Consider the following 16,459-nt stretch of genomic DNA (forward strand, 5'->3'; position numbering starts at 1 on the left):
TATTGTAGGGGCGCTACATGCTGTGCCCGCGTTAAACGGGGCGAACTTATTCGCCCCGCTGCGGCTTGAAAGGCGACGGGTAAAATTTAATTAAACGACAACCCCGGTGACAAACTGGCCGGCAGCGTCAGGCTTTCGCTTTCCAATGACGCCATTGGCCAGGCGCAGTAATCTGCCGCGTAGTAGGCGCTCGGACGGTGGTTGCCAGACGCCCCGACACCGCCGAAAGGTGCAGCGCTGGAAGCCCCGGTTAAAGGTTTGTTCCAGTTGACGATACCGGCACGCGCTTCCAGCAGCAGATGATCAAACTGCTCACGCTGCGGGGAGACCAGCCCAACCGACAGGCCATAACGCGTCTGGTTGGCGATACGCAGCGCCTCATCAAAGTCGTTATAGCGAATGATGGTGGTCAGCGGGCCGAAATACTCTTCGTCCGGTACGTCGCGCACCCCGGTCACGTCAATAATGCCTGGGCTGAGCAGCGCGCTGCCGCTTTCCAGACGCTGCATGGTCAGCAGGGCTTTGCCGCCCAGCGCCAGCAGGTGATGTTGCGCCGCCAGCATTTTTTCCGCCGCCGCCGAAGAGATCACGCCGCCCATAAACGGCTGCGGTTCAGCGTCCCAGCGCCCGACACGCAGCGCACTCGCCACCTGCACCAGACGCTCGATAAAGGCATCGCCCTCACTGCCGCGTTTCACCAGAATACGGCGCGAGCAGGTGCAGCGCTGGCCGGCGGAAATAAACGCCGACTGAATCGCCAGGTTAACCGTCGCATCGCGATCCTCGATCTGATCGATGATCAGCGCGTTGTTGCCGCCCATTTCCAGCGCCAGGATCTTTTCAGGCTGTCCCGCCAACTGGCGATGCAGGTGGTAACCGGTGCCCGCGCTGCCGGTAAACAGCAGGCCGTCGATATCCGCGCTGGCGGCCAGCGCCTCGCCGGTTTCACGCCCGCCCTGCACCAGATTGAGCACCCCATCAGGCAGCCCGGCCTGTTGCCACAGCTTCAGGGTTTCCTCGGCAGTTTGCGGCGTCAGTTCACTCGGCTTAAACACCACAGTGTTGCCCGCCAGCAGCGCCGGCACGATGTGGCCATTCGGCAAATGGCCGGGGAAGTTATAAGGACCGAACACCGCCAGTACTCCGTGCGGGCGGTGGCGCAACACCGAAGCGCCGTCCGCCATCGCAGTCTGGCTCACGCCGGTACGCGCCTGGTAGGCCTGCAATGAAATCGCCACTTTGCCGATCATCGCCTGCACTTCGGTCAGCGTCTCCCAACGCGGTTTACTGGTTTCACGGCTGATCACCGCCGCCAAAGAAGACTTGTGCTCTTCCAGCAAGGCAGCAAAACGCTTCACCAGCTGTTCGCGTTGTTCAAACGGGGTACGTGCCCAGGCAGGGAAAGCGGCGCGGGCCGCTTCACAGGCGGCAGCGACATCGCTACCGTCGGCGGCGTTGGCCTGCCACAGCGGTTGGTTATCAACCGGATCGGTTTTGCTGAACGCAGCGCCATGGCCTTGCTGCCAGGCGCCATTAATAAAGAGTGCAGGATGTGACATTACGCTTTCTCCTGTGCAATAAGGGGGATGACCCGCACCGGGCTGCCTTGTTCAACGCCCAGCGCCTCGGCGGTAGCGGCATTGAGATGCAGACGGTCGTCATACAGATCGGCATTGACCAGCAGTGCGCGGTAATTCTCATAATGATCGTTGGCCACCAACAGAGGCGGCGCGTCAGCGCGCATCGGGGTCTCATCCAGCACCACTTTCACCAGGCGGCTTTGTTTGACCGCGCGGATCTGATCGATTTCCGCCTCCAGCGTTGGGCCGCCGTCGAAGATATCGACATAGCCCTGATAACGCAGGCCTTCGGACTCCAGTACCCGGCGCGCAGGCACCGTCTGCGGGTGCACTTCGCCAATCACTTTTTGCGCGTCTTCAGCCAGGAAATCGACGTACAGCGGGTGTTTCGGCATCAGTTCGGCGATAAACGCTTTCTGACCGGTGCCGCTCAGGTAGTCCGCCTTGGCGAACTCGATGGAAAAGAAATGGTTCCCGACGCTCTCCCAGAACGGCGAACGGCCCTCTTCATCAGAGAAACCGCGCATTTCGGCAATCAGCCGGGCGGAGAAACGCTCACGGAAAGCGGCGATAAACAGGAAACGCACCTTCGACAACAGCTTGCCGTTTTCGCCGTGACGGTAGTCCGGATCGAGGAACAGCGTGCACAGTTCGGAATGGCCGGTGTGATCGTTGCTGAGGAACAGCGTCGGCACCGATTTATACACGTTCAACTGTTTGGATGCATGCACCTGCGTGCCGACGCGGAAGCTGTACCAGGGTTCTGTCAGCCCGACGGCCACTTCAATCGCGCAAACCCCCACCGCCTGCTGGCGCTCGCTGTCTTCCAGCACAAACAGATAACACTGGTCACCACGCGGAAGTTCGCCTTGCCAGGTTTTTAACGCCCGCTCAATGCGTGCCGACAAGGTATCTTCATCTTGTGGCAGGGAAGTGAGACCGATACCGGACTTACCGGCCAGCGTCAGTAAGTCAGCCAAATCGCGACGCTCTATAGGGCGAATAATCATCATAATGCGAACCTCGTCTGAATCAGGCTGCGCCGGTAAGGGCGCAGCCTGTGTGTTAGCTGCAAATCCGCGCCACGGCTCGCGCGAATCGCGCCAGCCCCTCTTTCACATCCTGCTCAGGAATGACCAGTGAAGGGGTGAAACGCACCACATCCGGACCGGCGATCAGGGCAATCACGCCCTCTTCGTTGGCCAACTGAGTGATCTGCTTCGCCTTGCCGGCGTAGTCCTTGGTCAACTGACAGCCAATCAACAGGCCGCCGCCGCGGATTTCAGAGAAAATCGGATACTGCTGGTTAATCTTGTTCAGGCCGTCGAGGAACCACTGGTGGCGCTGCTTAACCCCTTCCAGCACTTCCGGCGTGTTGATGACGGAGAACACCGCGCCCGCCACCGCCGTCGCCAGCGGGTTACCGCCGTAGGTGGTGCCGTGGGTGCCAACGCTCAGGGTTTTGGCCAGTTCGTCAGTGGTCAGCATGGCGCCGATCGGGAAGCCACAGCCCAGCGCTTTCGCGGTGGTCAGCACGTCTGGCACTACGCCGTATTGCATGTAGGCGTACAGGTCGCCGGTACGTCCCATGCCGGTTTGCACTTCGTCGAAAATCAGCAGCGCTCCGTGGCGATCGCACAGCTCGCGCAGGCCTTGCAGGAAAGCAGCATCGGCCGGCAATACACCGCCTTCGCCCTGAATAGGTTCGACGATCACCGCGCAGGTGTTGTCGTTAATCACTTCTGCGGCGGCGGCCAGATCGTTAAATGGCGTGTGGGTGATGCCGCCCGGCAATGGCGCGAAGTCCTTGGAATACTTGGGCTGGCCACCGGCAGACACGGTAAACAGCGTGCGGCCATGGAAGGCGTTGTTGAATGCCACAATCTGGTTCTTGCTGTGGTTGCCGTTATCCAGTGCGCGTTTACGCGCCAGTTTCAGCGCCGCTTCGTTGGCTTCCGCCCCGGAGTTACAGAAAAACACCTTATCGGCAAAGGTGGCGTCAATCAGCAGCTTGGCCAACCGCAGCACCGGCTCGTTGGTATAGCCGTTGCCCAGGTGCCAAAGTTTGCCCGCCTGATCCACCAGCGCTGCGGTCACGACCGGGTGCGCATGGCCCAGCGCGTTAACCGCAATGCCGCCAGCAAAATCGATGTAAGACTTACCCTGCTGATCCCATACCTGCGAGCCTTCTCCCCGTACCAGAATAAAATCAGCGGGGGCATAAACCGGGACCATCCAGTCGTCGAAAGACTGGCGGGTAACTGCGATTGGCTGTTCCATAATGACCTCATAACTTCAGCAAAGACTGAATTTTGACTGTAAGGGCCGCTCCAGCCTGGATGGTCCACAACAAAACATAAAAAACCGCGCCGTTCGATCCGTTTTTTAGCCGGTGATAACTCTGCCTTTCACCGCCTATTCAGAAACAAATCTGTTACATCAACCGCGTTTTTCGCTATTTATGCCGGGTATCAGGTCCTGTAACGGGGAATAAATGTTAACGAGCAGTTAAAATACATGCCGTTTGATAAAGAGTGTAGAGCAGCTATCGTGCCAAAACGGGATTTTTGGCGAAAAACGCGGTTTTTTTCGGTAAAACAACGGCTTATAATGCATACTTATTCAATAAATATGCATTGCTAATGAATAATTGGAAAAATAAGGCGAAAAATCATCATTGGCTGCGAAATCCTATTCAATGACAAAAAACTTCGATATTTCTGATCGCGCTCGCAAAAATAATTTGGCCTGATTTGCTCTCCGTCACACTTTTGCCCCATTCGGGTGCAGAAAATGCACCAGATGCGGGCAAACCCGCGTCATTACAGGCCCTGCGTGATCCTGTCTGGGCCAAAATCGGGCGTGAGCCTGGGCAACGGCCGCGTCAGATCTCATATTTGTTAACTTGCCGAACAAAATGTTGACAGTCCGCTGACGCAATAATAGGTTAATTTCAATGGAACACGTGTTCCATGATGAAAAAACACACACCACATCGACTGCACAGGATCGGGGTTATCATGGCTCAAGTCTGCTTGCGTAATAATAAAAGTCTCACCGGGGTTGCACTGGCCGTGCTGCTGGGCCTACCCCTTTCCGCCAGCGCCAACACCAGCATTACCTTCGCCAACTATTTGCCCAATGATTACATCAACAAAGTGATTAAAGACTTTGAGGCGGCGCATCCGGACATTCAGGTGCAGTCGATCAAATGCGGCTTCGCCGACTGCCATCAAAAGCTGACCACCGCGTTGGCCGTTGGCCAGGGCGCCGCCGATATCTTCAGCGTCAGCACCATCAAACTCGGCAGCTTCGCCAACTCCGGCGGCCTGAATAACCTGAGCGCCCCGCCGTTCAGCATTGATAGCCAGGGTTGGCAGTTCGATCCTTCGATGATCAGCCTGGCAAAGGGTAATGACGGCAATATCTATGGCGTGCCTTACGACACCGGGCCAGTGATCATGATCTACCGTAATGACATGGTGCAGAAAGCGGGCGTAAAGATTGAGGACATCACCCAAAGCTGGGACAGCTTTATCGCCTTCGGTGAGAAGCTGAAAAAAGAGCAAGGCGCCTACCTGCTGCCGGCGGCCACCAGCCTGATCAATCCGCTGGTGGTGGGTATGAACAGTGAACCGGGCAAGCCGGTCTACACCAAAGACGGCAAGCCCAACCTGGACTCACCGCAGATCAAACAGCTGATGACGGTGATCAAAACGCTGTATGACAAAGGGCTGGCAGCCTCCCTCGACGGCTCCACCAACTCGCAGGAATACATCAAGCTGTACCGGCAGGGAAAACTGTTCGCCGATATCGATGGCCCGTGGGATGAAGGCCGCATCGAGCAGGAACTGGATCCGGACGGTGCGAAAGCCGGTCTGTGGCGGGTGACCGGCGTGCCGGGCAATATCAAGGTCAACGCAGGCGGCACCACGCTGGTGATCCCCAAGCAAAGCAAAAATGCTCAGGCGGCCTGGCAATTCATTCAATATTTTATGCAGCGTGACGTGGTGATTGACGCCGCGAAAACCGCCGGCACCTTGCCTGCTCGCCTCGACGTGTACAACGCGCCCTACTTCGACACGCCCAGCAGCATTCTCGGCGGCCAGCACTCAATGCGTTACTACGCCAGCCTGGTTCCGGACCTGAAACCCGTGGCTTCCTCGCCGGAAGACAATATTGCCAACGAAATTCTCAACGAAGCGGCGAAGAAGATCCTGGTGCAGCATCAGGACATCGACAGCACGCTGCGCGATGCCAATAAGCTGCTGGAGCGGCGGATGCGCGCCCTGTAATCGTCAGCCCGTGGCGGCTTAGCGGCCGCCTTTTTTTTCGTTTTCCGTCGGTTCGGGGAGTCTATGCGTAAGCGATTTTTCAAAGGGCTGCTGCACGATCACCGCACCGCCTACCTGCTGCTGCTGCCGTTCATGCTGCTGTTTGCGGTGTTCAACGCCTTCCCGATTTTTTTCTCGGCGTTTCTCTCATTCCAATCCTGGAACCCGGTAAAAGGCCTGAGTTCGATGAAGTTTGTCGGGCTGGATAACTTTTACTATGCCTTCACCGATGACGCCTTCTGGGTGTCGCTGGTCAACACCATTAAAATCACGTTGGTGTCCGGCCTGTGCCAGCATCTGTTCGCCATCACCCTGGCTTATTCACTGCTGCACATCATCGTGCGCGGCAGACGTTTTTTGAAGGCGGCGATCTTCCTGCCCTACATTACCTCTTCCGTCGCCGTCAGCCTGATCGTGTTCAACCTGTTCTCGCCGGTCGGTATGGTCAACGAGCTGTTAAGTGGATTGGCCGCAAAGCTGCACCTGAGCGCGCTGGCCACCGTGTTGCCGATCAACTTCTTCGACAGCGACTGGATCCGCTTCACCATCGCCAATCAGGTGACCTGGAAGTTCACCGGTATCAACACGGTGATTTACATGACCGGTCTGGCCTCTATTTCGCCGGACCTGTACGAAGCGATCGAGCTGGACGGTGCGGGCCGCTGGCAAAAATTCCGCTATATCGCGCTGCCGCTGTTGGCCCCCTTTATTTTCTTCGCCACGCTGATGACGCTGATCGGCAACATGCAGCTGTTCAATGAACCCATGATCCTGACGCAGGGCACCGGTGGCGTGGACAACAGCGGCCTGACGGTATCGATGTACGTATACAAGACCGGTTGGTCCTATCTGGATATGGGCACCGCTTCGGCCATCTCCTGGATCCTGTTCCTGCTGATTGCGCTGGTCAGTGCGCTGGTATTTTGGGGTTTCGGCAACCGTGGAGGACTGAAGAATGATCGCTGAGGGTCGCCGTTTCGACACCGGCAAACTGGTGATTTACCTGCTGGTATCGCTGTTCGCCTCGCTGTCGCTGTTCCCGTTCTATTGGTCGGCGTTGCTGGCGACACAGGACACCCGCAGCATCATGGGCATGTCGCTGCGCTTCGGCAGCCACCTGCTGGACAACTACCGGGGGCTGGAGCAACAGGTGCCTTTCACCCGCTCGCTGCTCAACACCCTCTATGTCACCGCCATGGCCACCTTGACCAGCGTGCTGGTTTCCGCCGCGGCGGGCTACGCCTTCAGCGTCTATCAGTTCAAGGGCAAAAAGGTGTTATTCACGACCCTCATGTTGACCATGATGGTGCCCAGCGTGGTCAATCTGGTGCCCTACTTCTTCGTGATTAAAAGCGTTGGCCTGCTCGATCAGTTTGCCGCCGTCTGGCTGCCCGCCGGGGTGAACATCTTCGGGATTTTCCTGGTGCGGCAATACGTCAGTTCCTCACTGCCCAGCGAAATACTCGACAGTGCGCGCATGGACGGCCTGAATGAACTGCAGATATTTTTGCGTATCGGCCTGCCGCTGATGCGCCCGGCGCTGCTGACGGTGGCGATCGTGGTGGTGGTCGATACCTGGAACAACTTTATGTTGCCGCTGGTGGCATTGCAGTCGCCGGACAAGCAAATTCTCCAACTGGTGCTGCGCAGCCTGAGCGGCGCTACCGCCACGCCGTGGAACCTGGTGATGACCGGCAGTTTCCTGGCGATCGTCCCACTGCTGATCGCCTTTATCTTCTCGTCCAAACAAATGATGGAAAGCCTCACCCGTGGGGCGGTCAAAGGGTAAACTTATGCAATTCATTGATATTTTTATTGAAAATGGCACAGCAGCGCGCCAGCAAGTCATCCTGTTTACCGCGGCGGAAGGTTCACTGCCGGTGACGCTGCAAAACGCCGGCCTGCAACAGGCCGCCGTCGGCGTGCTTTATCCGCTGGGCGATGGTCGTTTTGCGCTCAATATCGGCCCTTCCCTGACGCCTGCGGCGCTACAGGATGCCGGTGCCGGCATCGCCGCCGGGCAAAAAGACTTCGGGCTACAGCACCTGCGTCTGACACTGGATCAAGGCTCATCGACCGGTAGAGAAACCTGGCGCTGGCTGCTGTTCGGCCTGCGTCTGGGCGCTTATCGCTATCAGCACCATGCCAACGCCCGGCTAACCGACCCAACCCATCCCCTGGCCAGCCATGATGCGACAACGCAGGCGCTGTGCGACTGGGCCAATCTGCATGCCGAGGGCGTGATCATCGGACGTGAGCTGATGAATAAGCCGGCCAATATTCTCTATCCGGAAAGCTTCGTGGCGGCCGTCGCGCAATTGCCCTTTACTCATCTGCGCAAGGAGGTGCTGGATGAGGAGCAGATGGCGCAGCTGGGCTTCGGTGGCCTGCTGGGCGTCGGTCAAGGCAGCGCCCGCGCATCGCAATTACTGATCCTCGATCACCATCCCACCAATGCACGGCATACGCTTGCGTTGGTCGGTAAAGGCGTGACCTTCGACAGCGGCGGCATCAGCATTAAAGGCGCGGCACGCATGAGCACCATGAAATTCGACATGGGGGGCGCAGCGGCGGTGGTGGGTGCCATGCGTATTATCGACGCGCTGCAACTGCCGATCCGCGTGATTGGCCTGTGCGGTCTGGTAGAAAACATGCCCTCTTCCCGCGCACAGCGCCCCGGCGACGTGGTGACCATGCACAACGGCAAGTCAGTGGAAATCATTTCAACCGACGCCGAAGGCCGCATGGTGCTGGCGGACGTCATCAGCTATGCCCAGCAGCGCTTCCAGCCCGACTTTTTGCTCGACATCGCTACCCTGACCGGCGGCGCAGGCGTGGCGCTGGGCAAGGAGTATGCGGCCATGATGGGTAACGACGACGACTTTCTGGCGCAGGTCACCCTAGCGGGCAAGGCCAGCGCCGAGCCGGTGTGGCCGATGCCACACGGCGGCTGGTATCGCGGGGTACTGAAGTCTGAATTTGCCGATTACCGTCACGGCGGTGAAGATCCGCACGGCAGCCCCTGCGTGGCAGCGACCTTTATCGGCGAGTTCGTCCAACCGGGCCAGCGCTGGGCGCATCTGGATATTGCCGCCATGTCTACCGATATGCCGCACCGTAAGCTGTACGACAACGGCGCGTCCTCATTCGGCGTGCTGCTGCTGGCGCGATTGAGTGCCCTGCTTGCCCAGACGGAGCGCTGATCATGGCTTACGTAGAACTGGTTGATATCAACAAACGCTATGACAACGGCTACCAGGCCGCCAGCGACGTTAATCTGCGGGTTGAGAAAGGCGAGTTTGTGGTGCTGCTCGGCCCGTCCGGCTGCGGCAAGTCCACCACGCTGCGGATGATAGCCGGGCTGGAAACCCTCTCCTCCGGCGAACTGTTGATCGACGGCGAACGCATGAACGAGGTGTTGCCCAAATACCGTGATATCGCCATGGTTTTCCAGAGCTATGCGCTGTACCCGCATATGACAGTCTACGAAAACATGGCGCTGTCTTTGAAAATCAAAGGCATAGCCAAGGCGGAGATTGCCACGCAGATTGCCGCCGTGGCCGGAATGCTGCACCTGACGGAGTTCCTGAAGGTCAAACCCGGCCAGCTTTCCGGTGGCCAGCGCCAGCGCGTGGCGTTGGGCCGGGCGATTGTTCGGCGGCCCAAGGTGTTTTTGTTTGACGAACCGCTCTCCAACCTCGACGCCAAACTGCGTAACCGCATGCGTCAGGAGTTGTCTGCTCTGCATAAGGCGATCGGCGCGACCATCATTTACGTCACGCACGATCAGGTGGAAGCCATGACCATGGCGGACAAAGTGGTCATTATGAATCAGGGGAAAGTGCAGCAGATCGGTACGCCGCTGGATCTTTATCACCGGCCGGTTAATCGCTTTGTCGCCGAGTTTATCGGTTCGCCGCAGATGAACCTGTTCGACGTTCAGATACTGGTGCAGGGCGAGCAGATCGTATTGCAGGGCGACTCTGGTTTGCTGCTGCCCTTGAGCACCGCCGAATTCCCGGCGCTGGCAGCAAGAGGAGGCGACTGGCTGACGCTGGGCTGTCGTCCGGAGGCGTGCAGCATCAGCGCACCACGGGTAGAACCCCACCTGCGTGGCACGTTGGTGTACAGTGAAAACCTGGGCGCAGAGAGCAACCTGTTCGTTCAGGGTGACAACGGTGCGCAGTACATCGTCAAGCAGCACGCACAACGGCAGTATGTCCAGGGTCAGCCGTTGGCCATTACGCTGGATACCACCGCTTTACACTTCTTTGATGCGCAAACCGGTCAACGGTTGGTACAACGCGGGGAAACAGTGTTGCCGGCCGACATTCTGTGAGACCATATTGCCGCTGCGAGCCCCTGTCGCAGCGCCCCGTATTCCGTAGAGTAGCTGCCGTATGCCGATGAAAAAAGTCACCTCTCACGATGTCGCCCGCGTGGCCGGCGTTTCACGCACCGTGGTATCACGCGCCTTTTCCAATCAGGGCCGGGTCTCGCAAAAAAACCGCGAGCTGGTGATGCGCGTCGCCAGCCAGTTAGGCTACGCGCCAGACGCCATCGCCCAGAGCCTGCACAGCGGCAAAACCGGCTTTGTCGCGGTGGTGGTGAACCACTTTCACGATTTGTCCGATCTCGAGTTTTTCGATCGTCTGGTTGAACAACTGCAGAAGAGCAACCGGCAGGCGGTGATGATCCGGCTGGAAGGCATTGACGATCCGGCCAGCTACCTGAAGCAAACCATCTCTTACCATGTCGATTCTGCCGTGGTGTTCGCCGACAACATCAGCGCTCGCGCGGCTAAAGACCTGTTTCGCATCGCAACCCCCATTATGCTCAACGGTCTGGCGGGCGACGCCCTGTGCGATGCCCTCAACGCCGATGAGTCGCCCAGCCTGCAACAGCTGGCGGCGCTGATGGCGCAAAAGGGTCAACGCCGGGTGGCCCTGCTCGGTGGCCGCAGCAGCGCCCACGGCGAACAGCTGCGTCAGCAAACTTTTCTGGCTCATGCCGCACAGCAGCGGTTAGAGATTGTCGCGCAGCTGAGCGGCGACTACAGCTACCTGAGCGGATTTAACCTCGCGCCGCAGCTGCTGGGCGCGCTTGCGGCTCCGCAGGCCATTTTCTGCACCGCAGACTCCATGGCGATGGGGGTGATGGACTATATTCGTTTGCACACTTCGCTGCAGATCCCTCAGGACGTCGCGGTTTACGGCTTCGACGATATCCCGATGGCAGCCTGGCCGAGTTACCGGCTCACGTCGGTGCGGCGTGATATCGACGCAATGATCGCCGCCATCGTTCGGCTGGTCGAACTGCGCAGCGACAGCCCCCAGGCTGCGCCGCAGCAGATCACCATTCCCACCGAACTGGTGGTACGCGCGTCATGCTAAACCGGTAGGGTCGAACCGGTTCGCCCCATGTCACTCATTGATGATGCTATTGGGCGCAGCATGCCGCGCCCCTCCCATAACAACAGAGCACCTGGTCAGCGGGTCGTTATAATCTCCGCATCGCGCAATTCCGGTGCCGCCATACCGCTTTGCCACAGCCAATACTGAATCGGCCCCGGGCAGTTAAGGCTGACGACCTTGTGGTTTCCGTCCTTATCGATGGCGTGAATAGTCACCCCTTCGGTGTAGCCATCCTTCAGGTAATTCAGATCTTCAATCGCCTCATACACCGCCTGATCCAGCGTCATCCCCATCTTCATATACAGCACGACTGCGCGACTGGTGCCACAGCGAATGGTCATTTCCCCGGTGTGGGTACAGGCACAGGCGCCATAGCGGCTGTCGGCATAGGAGCCGCTGCCGATGATCGGGCTGTCCCCCAGCCGCCCCGGGTATTTCCACGCCCAGCCTGACGTTGACGTCGCCGCGCTGAGCGTGCGCCCACCATCCATGGCTAAAAATACCGTGGTGTCGCGCACCCGTTCAGGATCGGTGGCATTATTGGACAGCCCTGCCAGTGGGATATTCGGCCATTTGCGAAGCTGTTCGGCATCCATCGCCTGCTCCAGTTTTTCCCACCAGACCCGTTTGGAATCGGCAATCAGGTTGTCACCCGCCAACGCGCCGATCTCAGCGGCGAAACGTGCCGCTCCGGCGCCCACCAGGATTTCATGGTTAAGATCTTCCATCACCCGATAAGCGACTTCGACCGGATGCAGGTAGCCTTGTAACGCCCCCACCGCACCGGTGCGCAAGCTATCGCCGTCCATCACCGAAGCATCCAGCTCCATCTCACCCAGCACGTTGGGCCAGCCACCGAAGCCCACCGTACGTACGCTCGGATCCAGTTCCACCAGCTTGATGCCCTCAACGATGGCACGCAGGCCATTCTGCCCCTGTCGTAACCGTTCGGCAGACAGGCCGATACCCGGGTGTCCTTCAGAGTTTGCAATCACAATCATAGGGTTATGTTTCCCGCACGGTGTTCAGCGCTAAAAGAAAGGCACCGGTGATGACCGGTCATTTGCATCAATGGAACACGTGTTCCATGGTGATTAAAAAATATCGCTGCCCATCTGAAAAGTCAAACCGAAGCGGTGAAAAGCGTGGCGTGACGCGCCTTTTGCAACAGGGCACACACCACTAAGCCCATCGACACTCTGTTCTACTACACTGTGATCTCACCAGAAGGTTTTCATCCCCCTGTGCCAGAGGAACCAAGATGTCCAAGAAAACTGTTGATCTTACCCAGCCGGCAGCACAGCACGATATCCGTACCTTTCTTGATGCGCTGAATTCCAGTGACGCCAAACCCCTGGAACAGCTGAAGCCGAAAGAGGCGCGTAAGGTGATGGAGGGCCTGCAAAGCGGTACCGAAGTCCCTCTGCGTGAAGTCGAAATCAGCGAAAAAACTATTCGCGTCGATGGTCAGGATATCCTGCTGCACATCGTGCGGCCGGCCAAAGTAAAGGAGAAGCTGCCAGTGTTCATGTTCTTCCACGGCGGCGGCTGGGTGCTGGGAGACTTCCCGACCCACGAACGGCTGGTGCGCGATCTGGTACACAGCTCCGGCGCGGCGGCGGTGTTCGTTAACTACAGCCGATCGCCGGAAGCTCATTACCCTGTCGCCATCAATCAGGCCTACGCGGCGACCGAATGGGTGGCCGAGTACGGCGAGAAAATCAACGTCGACGGTTCACGTCTGGCGGTAGTCGGCAACAGCGCCGGCGGCAATATGGCGGCGGTGGTCAGCCTGATGGCCAAAGATAAAGGCACGCCTGCCCTGCGCAGCCAGATCCTGCTGTGGCCAGTGACCCACGCCAATTTCGATACCGAGTCTTACCACCAGTTCGGCGAGGGCTATTTCCTCACCCGCAACATGATGAAATGGTTCTGGGACAACTACACCACCGATAAAGCCCAGCGCAAAGAGATCTACGCCTCGCCGCTTAACGCCACGCTGGAACAGTTGAAAGGCCTGCCGCCGGCGCTGGTGCAAACCGCCGAACTGGACGTGCTGCGTGACGAAGGCGAAGCCTATGCCCGCCTGCTCAATGCCGCCGGGGTGGAAGTCACCTCCACCCGTTATAACGGCCTGATCCACGACTATGGCTTGCTCAACCCGATCGCCGAGGTACCGGCGGTGCACTCGGCCATCCATCAGGCCGGGCGCGCGCTGAAACACTATCTGGCCTAAGCTCAGCCGACATAATGGCAGGCCACCCGGTGACCTGCCGCCACCTGCCGTAACGCCGGGGCCTGTTCCCGGCATTGCGCAGTGGCCTGCGGACAGCGAGTGTGAAAGCGACAGCCTTGCGGTGGCTGGGCGGGGTCAGGTAATTCTCCCCGGGCCATCGCCTGCGGCTGACGGTGCGGATCCAAACTGGGTACCGCGGCCAACAGTGCCTGAGTGTAAGGGTGCAGCGGCTGGCGAAACAGCGAATCGCGATCGGCACTTTCGACAATTTGCCCAAGGTACATTACCGCCACGTCCTGACACAGATGCTCCACCACCCCGAGATCGTGCGAAATAAACAGGAAAGTCACCCCCTGCTGTTCCTGAAGATCGGAAAACAGGTTGATGATCTGCGCCTGAATAGAGACGTCTAGTGCCGAAATCGGCTCGTCGGCGACGATAAACTCCGGCTGCAAAATCAGTGCCCTGGCTATACCGATACGCTGCCGCTGGCCGCCGGAAAACTCATGGGGAAATCGCCCGTAATGCTGCGCCGACAACCCGCAGATTTCCAGGGTATCCATCACCCGGTCTCGCAGCTCGCTCTTTTGCACCAAGCCGTGCTGCAGCAGGGCTTCGCCAATCGCATCGCCTACCCGCATTCTCGGATTCAGGGAACTGTACGGGTCTTGAAACACCAGCTGCATCTTCGGGCGCATCGCGCGCCGCTCGCGGACGCTGAGCGCATCTAACGCCTGTCCTTTGAACAGTACCTCACCGGCGGTCTTTTCATGCAGCCCCAGCAGGGTTCGGCCTACGGTGGTTTTACCGCTGCCGGACTCCCCCACCAGGCCAAAAACCGTTCCCCGGCGAATGCTGAAGCTGACATCATCCACCGCCCGCAGTTGCCCGGTGGTCTGACCGAATAGCCCTTCACGCAGCGGGAAATATTTCTTCAGCCCTTTCACCTCCACCAAGGGTTCAGCCGACATGAATACGCCCCCCGGCATTCAGGAAACAGGCGGATTGCCGCCGCCGATCGCCATACAATGGCGGAATGCCGTCACGGCAGCGAGCGCTCGCTTTGTCACAGCGTTCGGCAAAGGCGCAGTAGTCCGGCAAACTGGCCAGATCGGGCACCTGGCCGGGGATCGAATACAACCGCCGCCGCCGCTGCCCTGCCACCGGCCGTGAGGCCATCAATCCCTGGGTGTAAGGGTGCTGCGGATTGGCCAACACTTCATGCGTGGCCCCCTGCTCGACAATACGCCCGGCGTACATCACCACCAGCCGATCTGCCATCTGGGCAATCACCCCGAGATCGTGAGTAATCAGCATCATCGCCATATTGTGTTTACGCGCCTGCTCGCGCAGCAGCGCCAGAATTTGCGCCTGCACGGTGACATCCAACGCGGTAGTGGGTTCGTCGGCAATCAGCAACGCTGGCCGGCAACTGATGGCCATGGCGATCATGATGCGCTGCAACATGCCGCCGGAAAGCTGGTGCGGATAGCTGGCCATCAGCTGTTCGGCACGCGCCAGACCAACTTCGGTAATCAGCGCCGTGGCTTCCCGCCAGGCGGCTTTCGGCGTCGCGCCCCGATGACGGATTAACGGTTCAACCAACTGCTCGCCAATCGTCAATACCGGGTTCAATGCGCTCATCGGTTCCTGAAAAATCATCGCCAAACGGTTACCGCGCAAATCGGCCATTTGCTGGGGCCGCAACTTCAACAAATCCTGGCCGTCGAAATGAATTTCACCGCCGTCAATTTGCGCCAGCGGTTGTGGCAACAGCCCCATCAGCGCCATTGCGGTCACGCTTTTACCGCAGCCGGACTCGCCGACTACTCCCAGCGTTTGTCCGGCATGCAGGTCAAAACTCACCTGTTGCACCGCCCGTACCCGCCCCTGTTCGCCCTGAAAGGCTACCGACAGTTGATTAAAGACCACCAGCGGCTGGCTCATCGTCTTACCCCGTTCATTTTTGGATCAAGCGCGTCCCGCAGGCCGTCACCCAGAATATTAATCGCCACGACGGTGATGAAAATCGCCAACCCCGGTGGCATCCACAGCCAGGGGCGACGTTGAAAATCGATCAGGCTGTTGGCGGCGTCCATCATGTTGCCCCACGACGGCATTGGTGGCACCACGCCCAACCCCAGGTAGCTCAGCGCCGATTCGCTGAGAATCGCATTAGCGACGCCCATGGTGGCCACCACCACCAGGATCGGAATGGTATTGGGCAGCAGGTGGCCGAAGATACGCCGCCGGGTGGACAAGCCCAGCACCTCGGTGGCCAGCATGAAGTCACGCTCGCGCAACGACAAAATTTGCCCGCGCACCAGCCGCGCCAGCGACGGCCAACCCAGCAGGCTGAGCATGATCATCACCATGTAAATACGGTAGTCCGGCGAAACGTCCAGCTCCGACAGCATCGCGCCCATAATGATCAGCAGCGGCAGGCTGGGAATGGTCATCAACAGATCGGCAAAGCGCATAATCAGCTTATCCACCACGCCGCCAAGATAGCCGGACAGGGCCCCCAGCAGGTAACCGAGCGTGACCGACAACAGCATCGACACCAGGCCGATGGTCAGCGAAATGCGCCCCGCCAGCAGCAGGCGGGTATAAATATCGCGACCGAGAAAATCGGTGCCCAGCCAGTGTTCTGCGCCAGGCGCCTGGTTGATACTCAACGCATCGCCGGCATCGTCCTGCCAGGGTGACAGCATCGGACCGAACAGGCACAGCACCGCCATCAACACCAACAGCAGCAGTGAAATCATCGCCAGGCGGTGACGCCGCAGCCGCTGCCAGGCCTGGGCGGTCGGCGGCGGCGACAGCTGCGCCAGCGCCGGGAGTTGCGCTTGCCGCCAACGGCGACGACGCCCGAAAAATAAGGATGCCAACATA

Annotated in this window: 14 protein-coding genes; 7 read left to right on the forward strand and 7 right to left on the reverse strand. The window is 58.9% G+C overall.

Features of this window, described 5'->3' with window-relative positions; translation table 11 throughout:
* Positions 1-86: 86 nt before the first annotated feature.
* Genes astD through LQ945_RS03385 form a run of 3 tightly spaced genes read right to left on the reverse strand, consistent with a single transcriptional unit; the run spans position 87 to position 3,860 of the window.
* On the reverse strand, positions 87-1,559 hold the full coding sequence (astD, locus tag LQ945_RS03375; protein WP_044551955.1) for a succinylglutamate-semialdehyde dehydrogenase: 1,473 nt from the start codon (positions 1,557-1,559) through the stop codon (positions 87-89).
* Positions 1,559-2,593: an arginine N-succinyltransferase gene (gene astA, locus LQ945_RS03380; protein ID WP_044551956.1), complete on the reverse strand. Its 1,035-nt coding sequence runs from the start codon at positions 2,591-2,593 to the stop codon at positions 1,559-1,561. The genes astD and astA overlap by 1 nt, the downstream gene beginning before the upstream one ends.
* 52 nt (positions 2,594-2,645) lie before the next feature.
* Complete coding sequence (locus LQ945_RS03385) at positions 2,646-3,860, reverse strand: aspartate aminotransferase family protein (RefSeq protein ID WP_270102248.1); 1,215 nt, start codon at positions 3,858-3,860, stop codon at positions 2,646-2,648.
* A 740-nt stretch (positions 3,861-4,600) separates the two neighbouring features.
* On the opposite strand from LQ945_RS03385, the gene LQ945_RS03390 reads away from it, so the two are divergent.
* The 6 genes from LQ945_RS03390 to LQ945_RS03415 all read left to right on the forward strand — a co-directional run bounded on the left by LQ945_RS03390 (position 4,601) and on the right by LQ945_RS03415 (position 11,307).
* Positions 4,601-5,875 carry an ABC transporter substrate-binding protein gene (locus LQ945_RS03390; protein WP_262240459.1) on the forward strand — a complete coding sequence of 425 codons (1,275 nt, stop codon included), beginning with the start codon at positions 4,601-4,603 and terminating at the stop codon, positions 5,873-5,875.
* Between the two features lie 63 nt (positions 5,876-5,938).
* The gene (locus tag LQ945_RS03395; protein ID WP_269935070.1) at positions 5,939-6,880 is read left to right on the forward strand and encodes a carbohydrate ABC transporter permease; all 942 of its coding nucleotides are present in this window, start codon (positions 5,939-5,941) and stop codon (positions 6,878-6,880) included.
* Positions 6,870-7,703, forward strand: a complete 834-nt coding sequence (locus tag LQ945_RS03400) for a carbohydrate ABC transporter permease (protein ID WP_262240460.1) — start codon at positions 6,870-6,872, stop codon at positions 7,701-7,703. Before LQ945_RS03395 ends, LQ945_RS03400 begins: the two co-directional genes overlap by 11 nt.
* Before the next feature lie 4 nt (positions 7,704-7,707).
* Positions 7,708-9,117 (forward strand): leucyl aminopeptidase family protein, encoded by a 1,410-nt coding sequence (locus tag LQ945_RS03405; protein ID WP_270102249.1) that lies wholly within the window; start codon positions 7,708-7,710, stop codon positions 9,115-9,117.
* 2 nt (positions 9,118-9,119) lie between these two features.
* The gene (locus LQ945_RS03410) at positions 9,120-10,253 is read left to right on the forward strand and encodes an ABC transporter ATP-binding protein (protein WP_270102250.1); all 1,134 of its coding nucleotides are present in this window, start codon (positions 9,120-9,122) and stop codon (positions 10,251-10,253) included.
* A 61-nt stretch (positions 10,254-10,314) separates the two neighbouring features.
* On the forward strand, positions 10,315-11,307 hold the full coding sequence (locus tag LQ945_RS03415) for a LacI family DNA-binding transcriptional regulator (RefSeq protein WP_270102251.1): 993 nt from the start codon (positions 10,315-10,317) through the stop codon (positions 11,305-11,307).
* A 95-nt stretch (positions 11,308-11,402) separates the two neighbouring features.
* Here the strand turns inward: LQ945_RS03415 and LQ945_RS03420 are convergent, their stop codons facing one another.
* Positions 11,403-12,329, reverse strand: a complete 927-nt coding sequence (locus tag LQ945_RS03420; RefSeq protein WP_270102252.1) for a N(4)-(beta-N-acetylglucosaminyl)-L-asparaginase — start codon at positions 12,327-12,329, stop codon at positions 11,403-11,405.
* A gap of 260 nt (positions 12,330-12,589) precedes the next feature.
* Between LQ945_RS03420 and LQ945_RS03425 the strand changes: the two genes are divergently transcribed.
* Complete coding sequence (locus LQ945_RS03425) at positions 12,590-13,564, forward strand: alpha/beta hydrolase (protein ID WP_269935065.1); 975 nt, start codon at positions 12,590-12,592, stop codon at positions 13,562-13,564.
* Between the two features lie 2 nt (positions 13,565-13,566).
* On the opposite strand, the gene LQ945_RS03430 is transcribed toward LQ945_RS03425, so the two are convergent.
* From LQ945_RS03430 to opp4C, 3 genes are read right to left on the reverse strand one after another with little or no spacing between them, the layout of a single operon-like run.
* Positions 13,567-14,535, reverse strand: coding sequence for an ABC transporter ATP-binding protein (locus tag LQ945_RS03430; protein ID WP_269935064.1), 969 nt, complete (start codon positions 14,533-14,535; stop codon positions 13,567-13,569).
* Complete coding sequence (locus tag LQ945_RS03435) at positions 14,525-15,511, reverse strand: ABC transporter ATP-binding protein (protein WP_270102253.1); 987 nt, start codon at positions 15,509-15,511, stop codon at positions 14,525-14,527. Before LQ945_RS03435 ends, LQ945_RS03430 begins: the two co-directional genes overlap by 11 nt.
* The gene (gene opp4C, locus LQ945_RS03440) at positions 15,508-16,458 is read right to left on the reverse strand and encodes an oligopeptide ABC transporter permease (protein WP_044551965.1); all 951 of its coding nucleotides are present in this window, start codon (positions 16,456-16,458) and stop codon (positions 15,508-15,510) included. The genes LQ945_RS03435 and opp4C overlap by 4 nt, the downstream gene beginning before the upstream one ends.
* Position 16,459 lies beyond the last annotated feature (1 nt).

This window comes from Serratia liquefaciens (assembly GCF_027594825.1).
GTDB classification, from domain to species: domain Bacteria; phylum Pseudomonadota; class Gammaproteobacteria; order Enterobacterales; family Enterobacteriaceae; genus Serratia; species Serratia liquefaciens_A.

Bases quoted from the DNA above. Each gene is read 5' to 3' on its own strand.
- LQ945_RS03430 (WP_269935064.1), bottom strand. From the start codon at position 14,535: ATGTCGGCTGAACCCTTGGTGGAGGTGAAAGGGCTGAAGAAATATTTC.
- LQ945_RS03405 (WP_270102249.1), top strand. From the start codon at position 7,708: ATGCAATTCATTGATATTTTTATTGAAAATGGCACAGCAGCGCGCCAG.
- LQ945_RS03390 (WP_262240459.1), top strand. From the start codon at position 4,601: ATGGCTCAAGTCTGCTTGCGTAATAATAAAAGTCTCACCGGGGTTGCA.
- LQ945_RS03435 (WP_270102253.1), bottom strand. From the start codon at position 15,511: ATGAGCCAGCCGCTGGTGGTCTTTAATCAACTGTCGGTAGCCTTTCAG.
- LQ945_RS03425 (WP_269935065.1), top strand. From the start codon at position 12,590: ATGTCCAAGAAAACTGTTGATCTTACCCAGCCGGCAGCACAGCACGAT.
- astD (WP_044551955.1), bottom strand. From the start codon at position 1,559: ATGTCACATCCTGCACTCTTTATTAATGGCGCCTGGCAGCAAGGCCAT.
- LQ945_RS03395 (WP_269935070.1), top strand. From the start codon at position 5,939: ATGCGTAAGCGATTTTTCAAAGGGCTGCTGCACGATCACCGCACCGCC.
- astA (WP_044551956.1), bottom strand. From the start codon at position 2,593: ATGATGATTATTCGCCCTATAGAGCGTCGCGATTTGGCTGACTTACTG.
- LQ945_RS03410 (WP_270102250.1), top strand. From the start codon at position 9,120: ATGGCTTACGTAGAACTGGTTGATATCAACAAACGCTATGACAACGGC.
- LQ945_RS03420 (WP_270102252.1), bottom strand. From the start codon at position 12,329: ATGATTGTGATTGCAAACTCTGAAGGACACCCGGGTATCGGCCTGTCT.
- opp4C (WP_044551965.1), bottom strand. From the start codon at position 16,458: ATGTTGGCATCCTTATTTTTCGGGCGTCGTCGCCGTTGGCGGCAAGCG.
- LQ945_RS03400 (WP_262240460.1), top strand. From the start codon at position 6,870: ATGATCGCTGAGGGTCGCCGTTTCGACACCGGCAAACTGGTGATTTAC.
- LQ945_RS03385 (WP_270102248.1), bottom strand. From the start codon at position 3,860: ATGGAACAGCCAATCGCAGTTACCCGCCAGTCTTTCGACGACTGGATG.
- LQ945_RS03415 (WP_270102251.1), top strand. From the start codon at position 10,315: ATGCCGATGAAAAAAGTCACCTCTCACGATGTCGCCCGCGTGGCCGGC.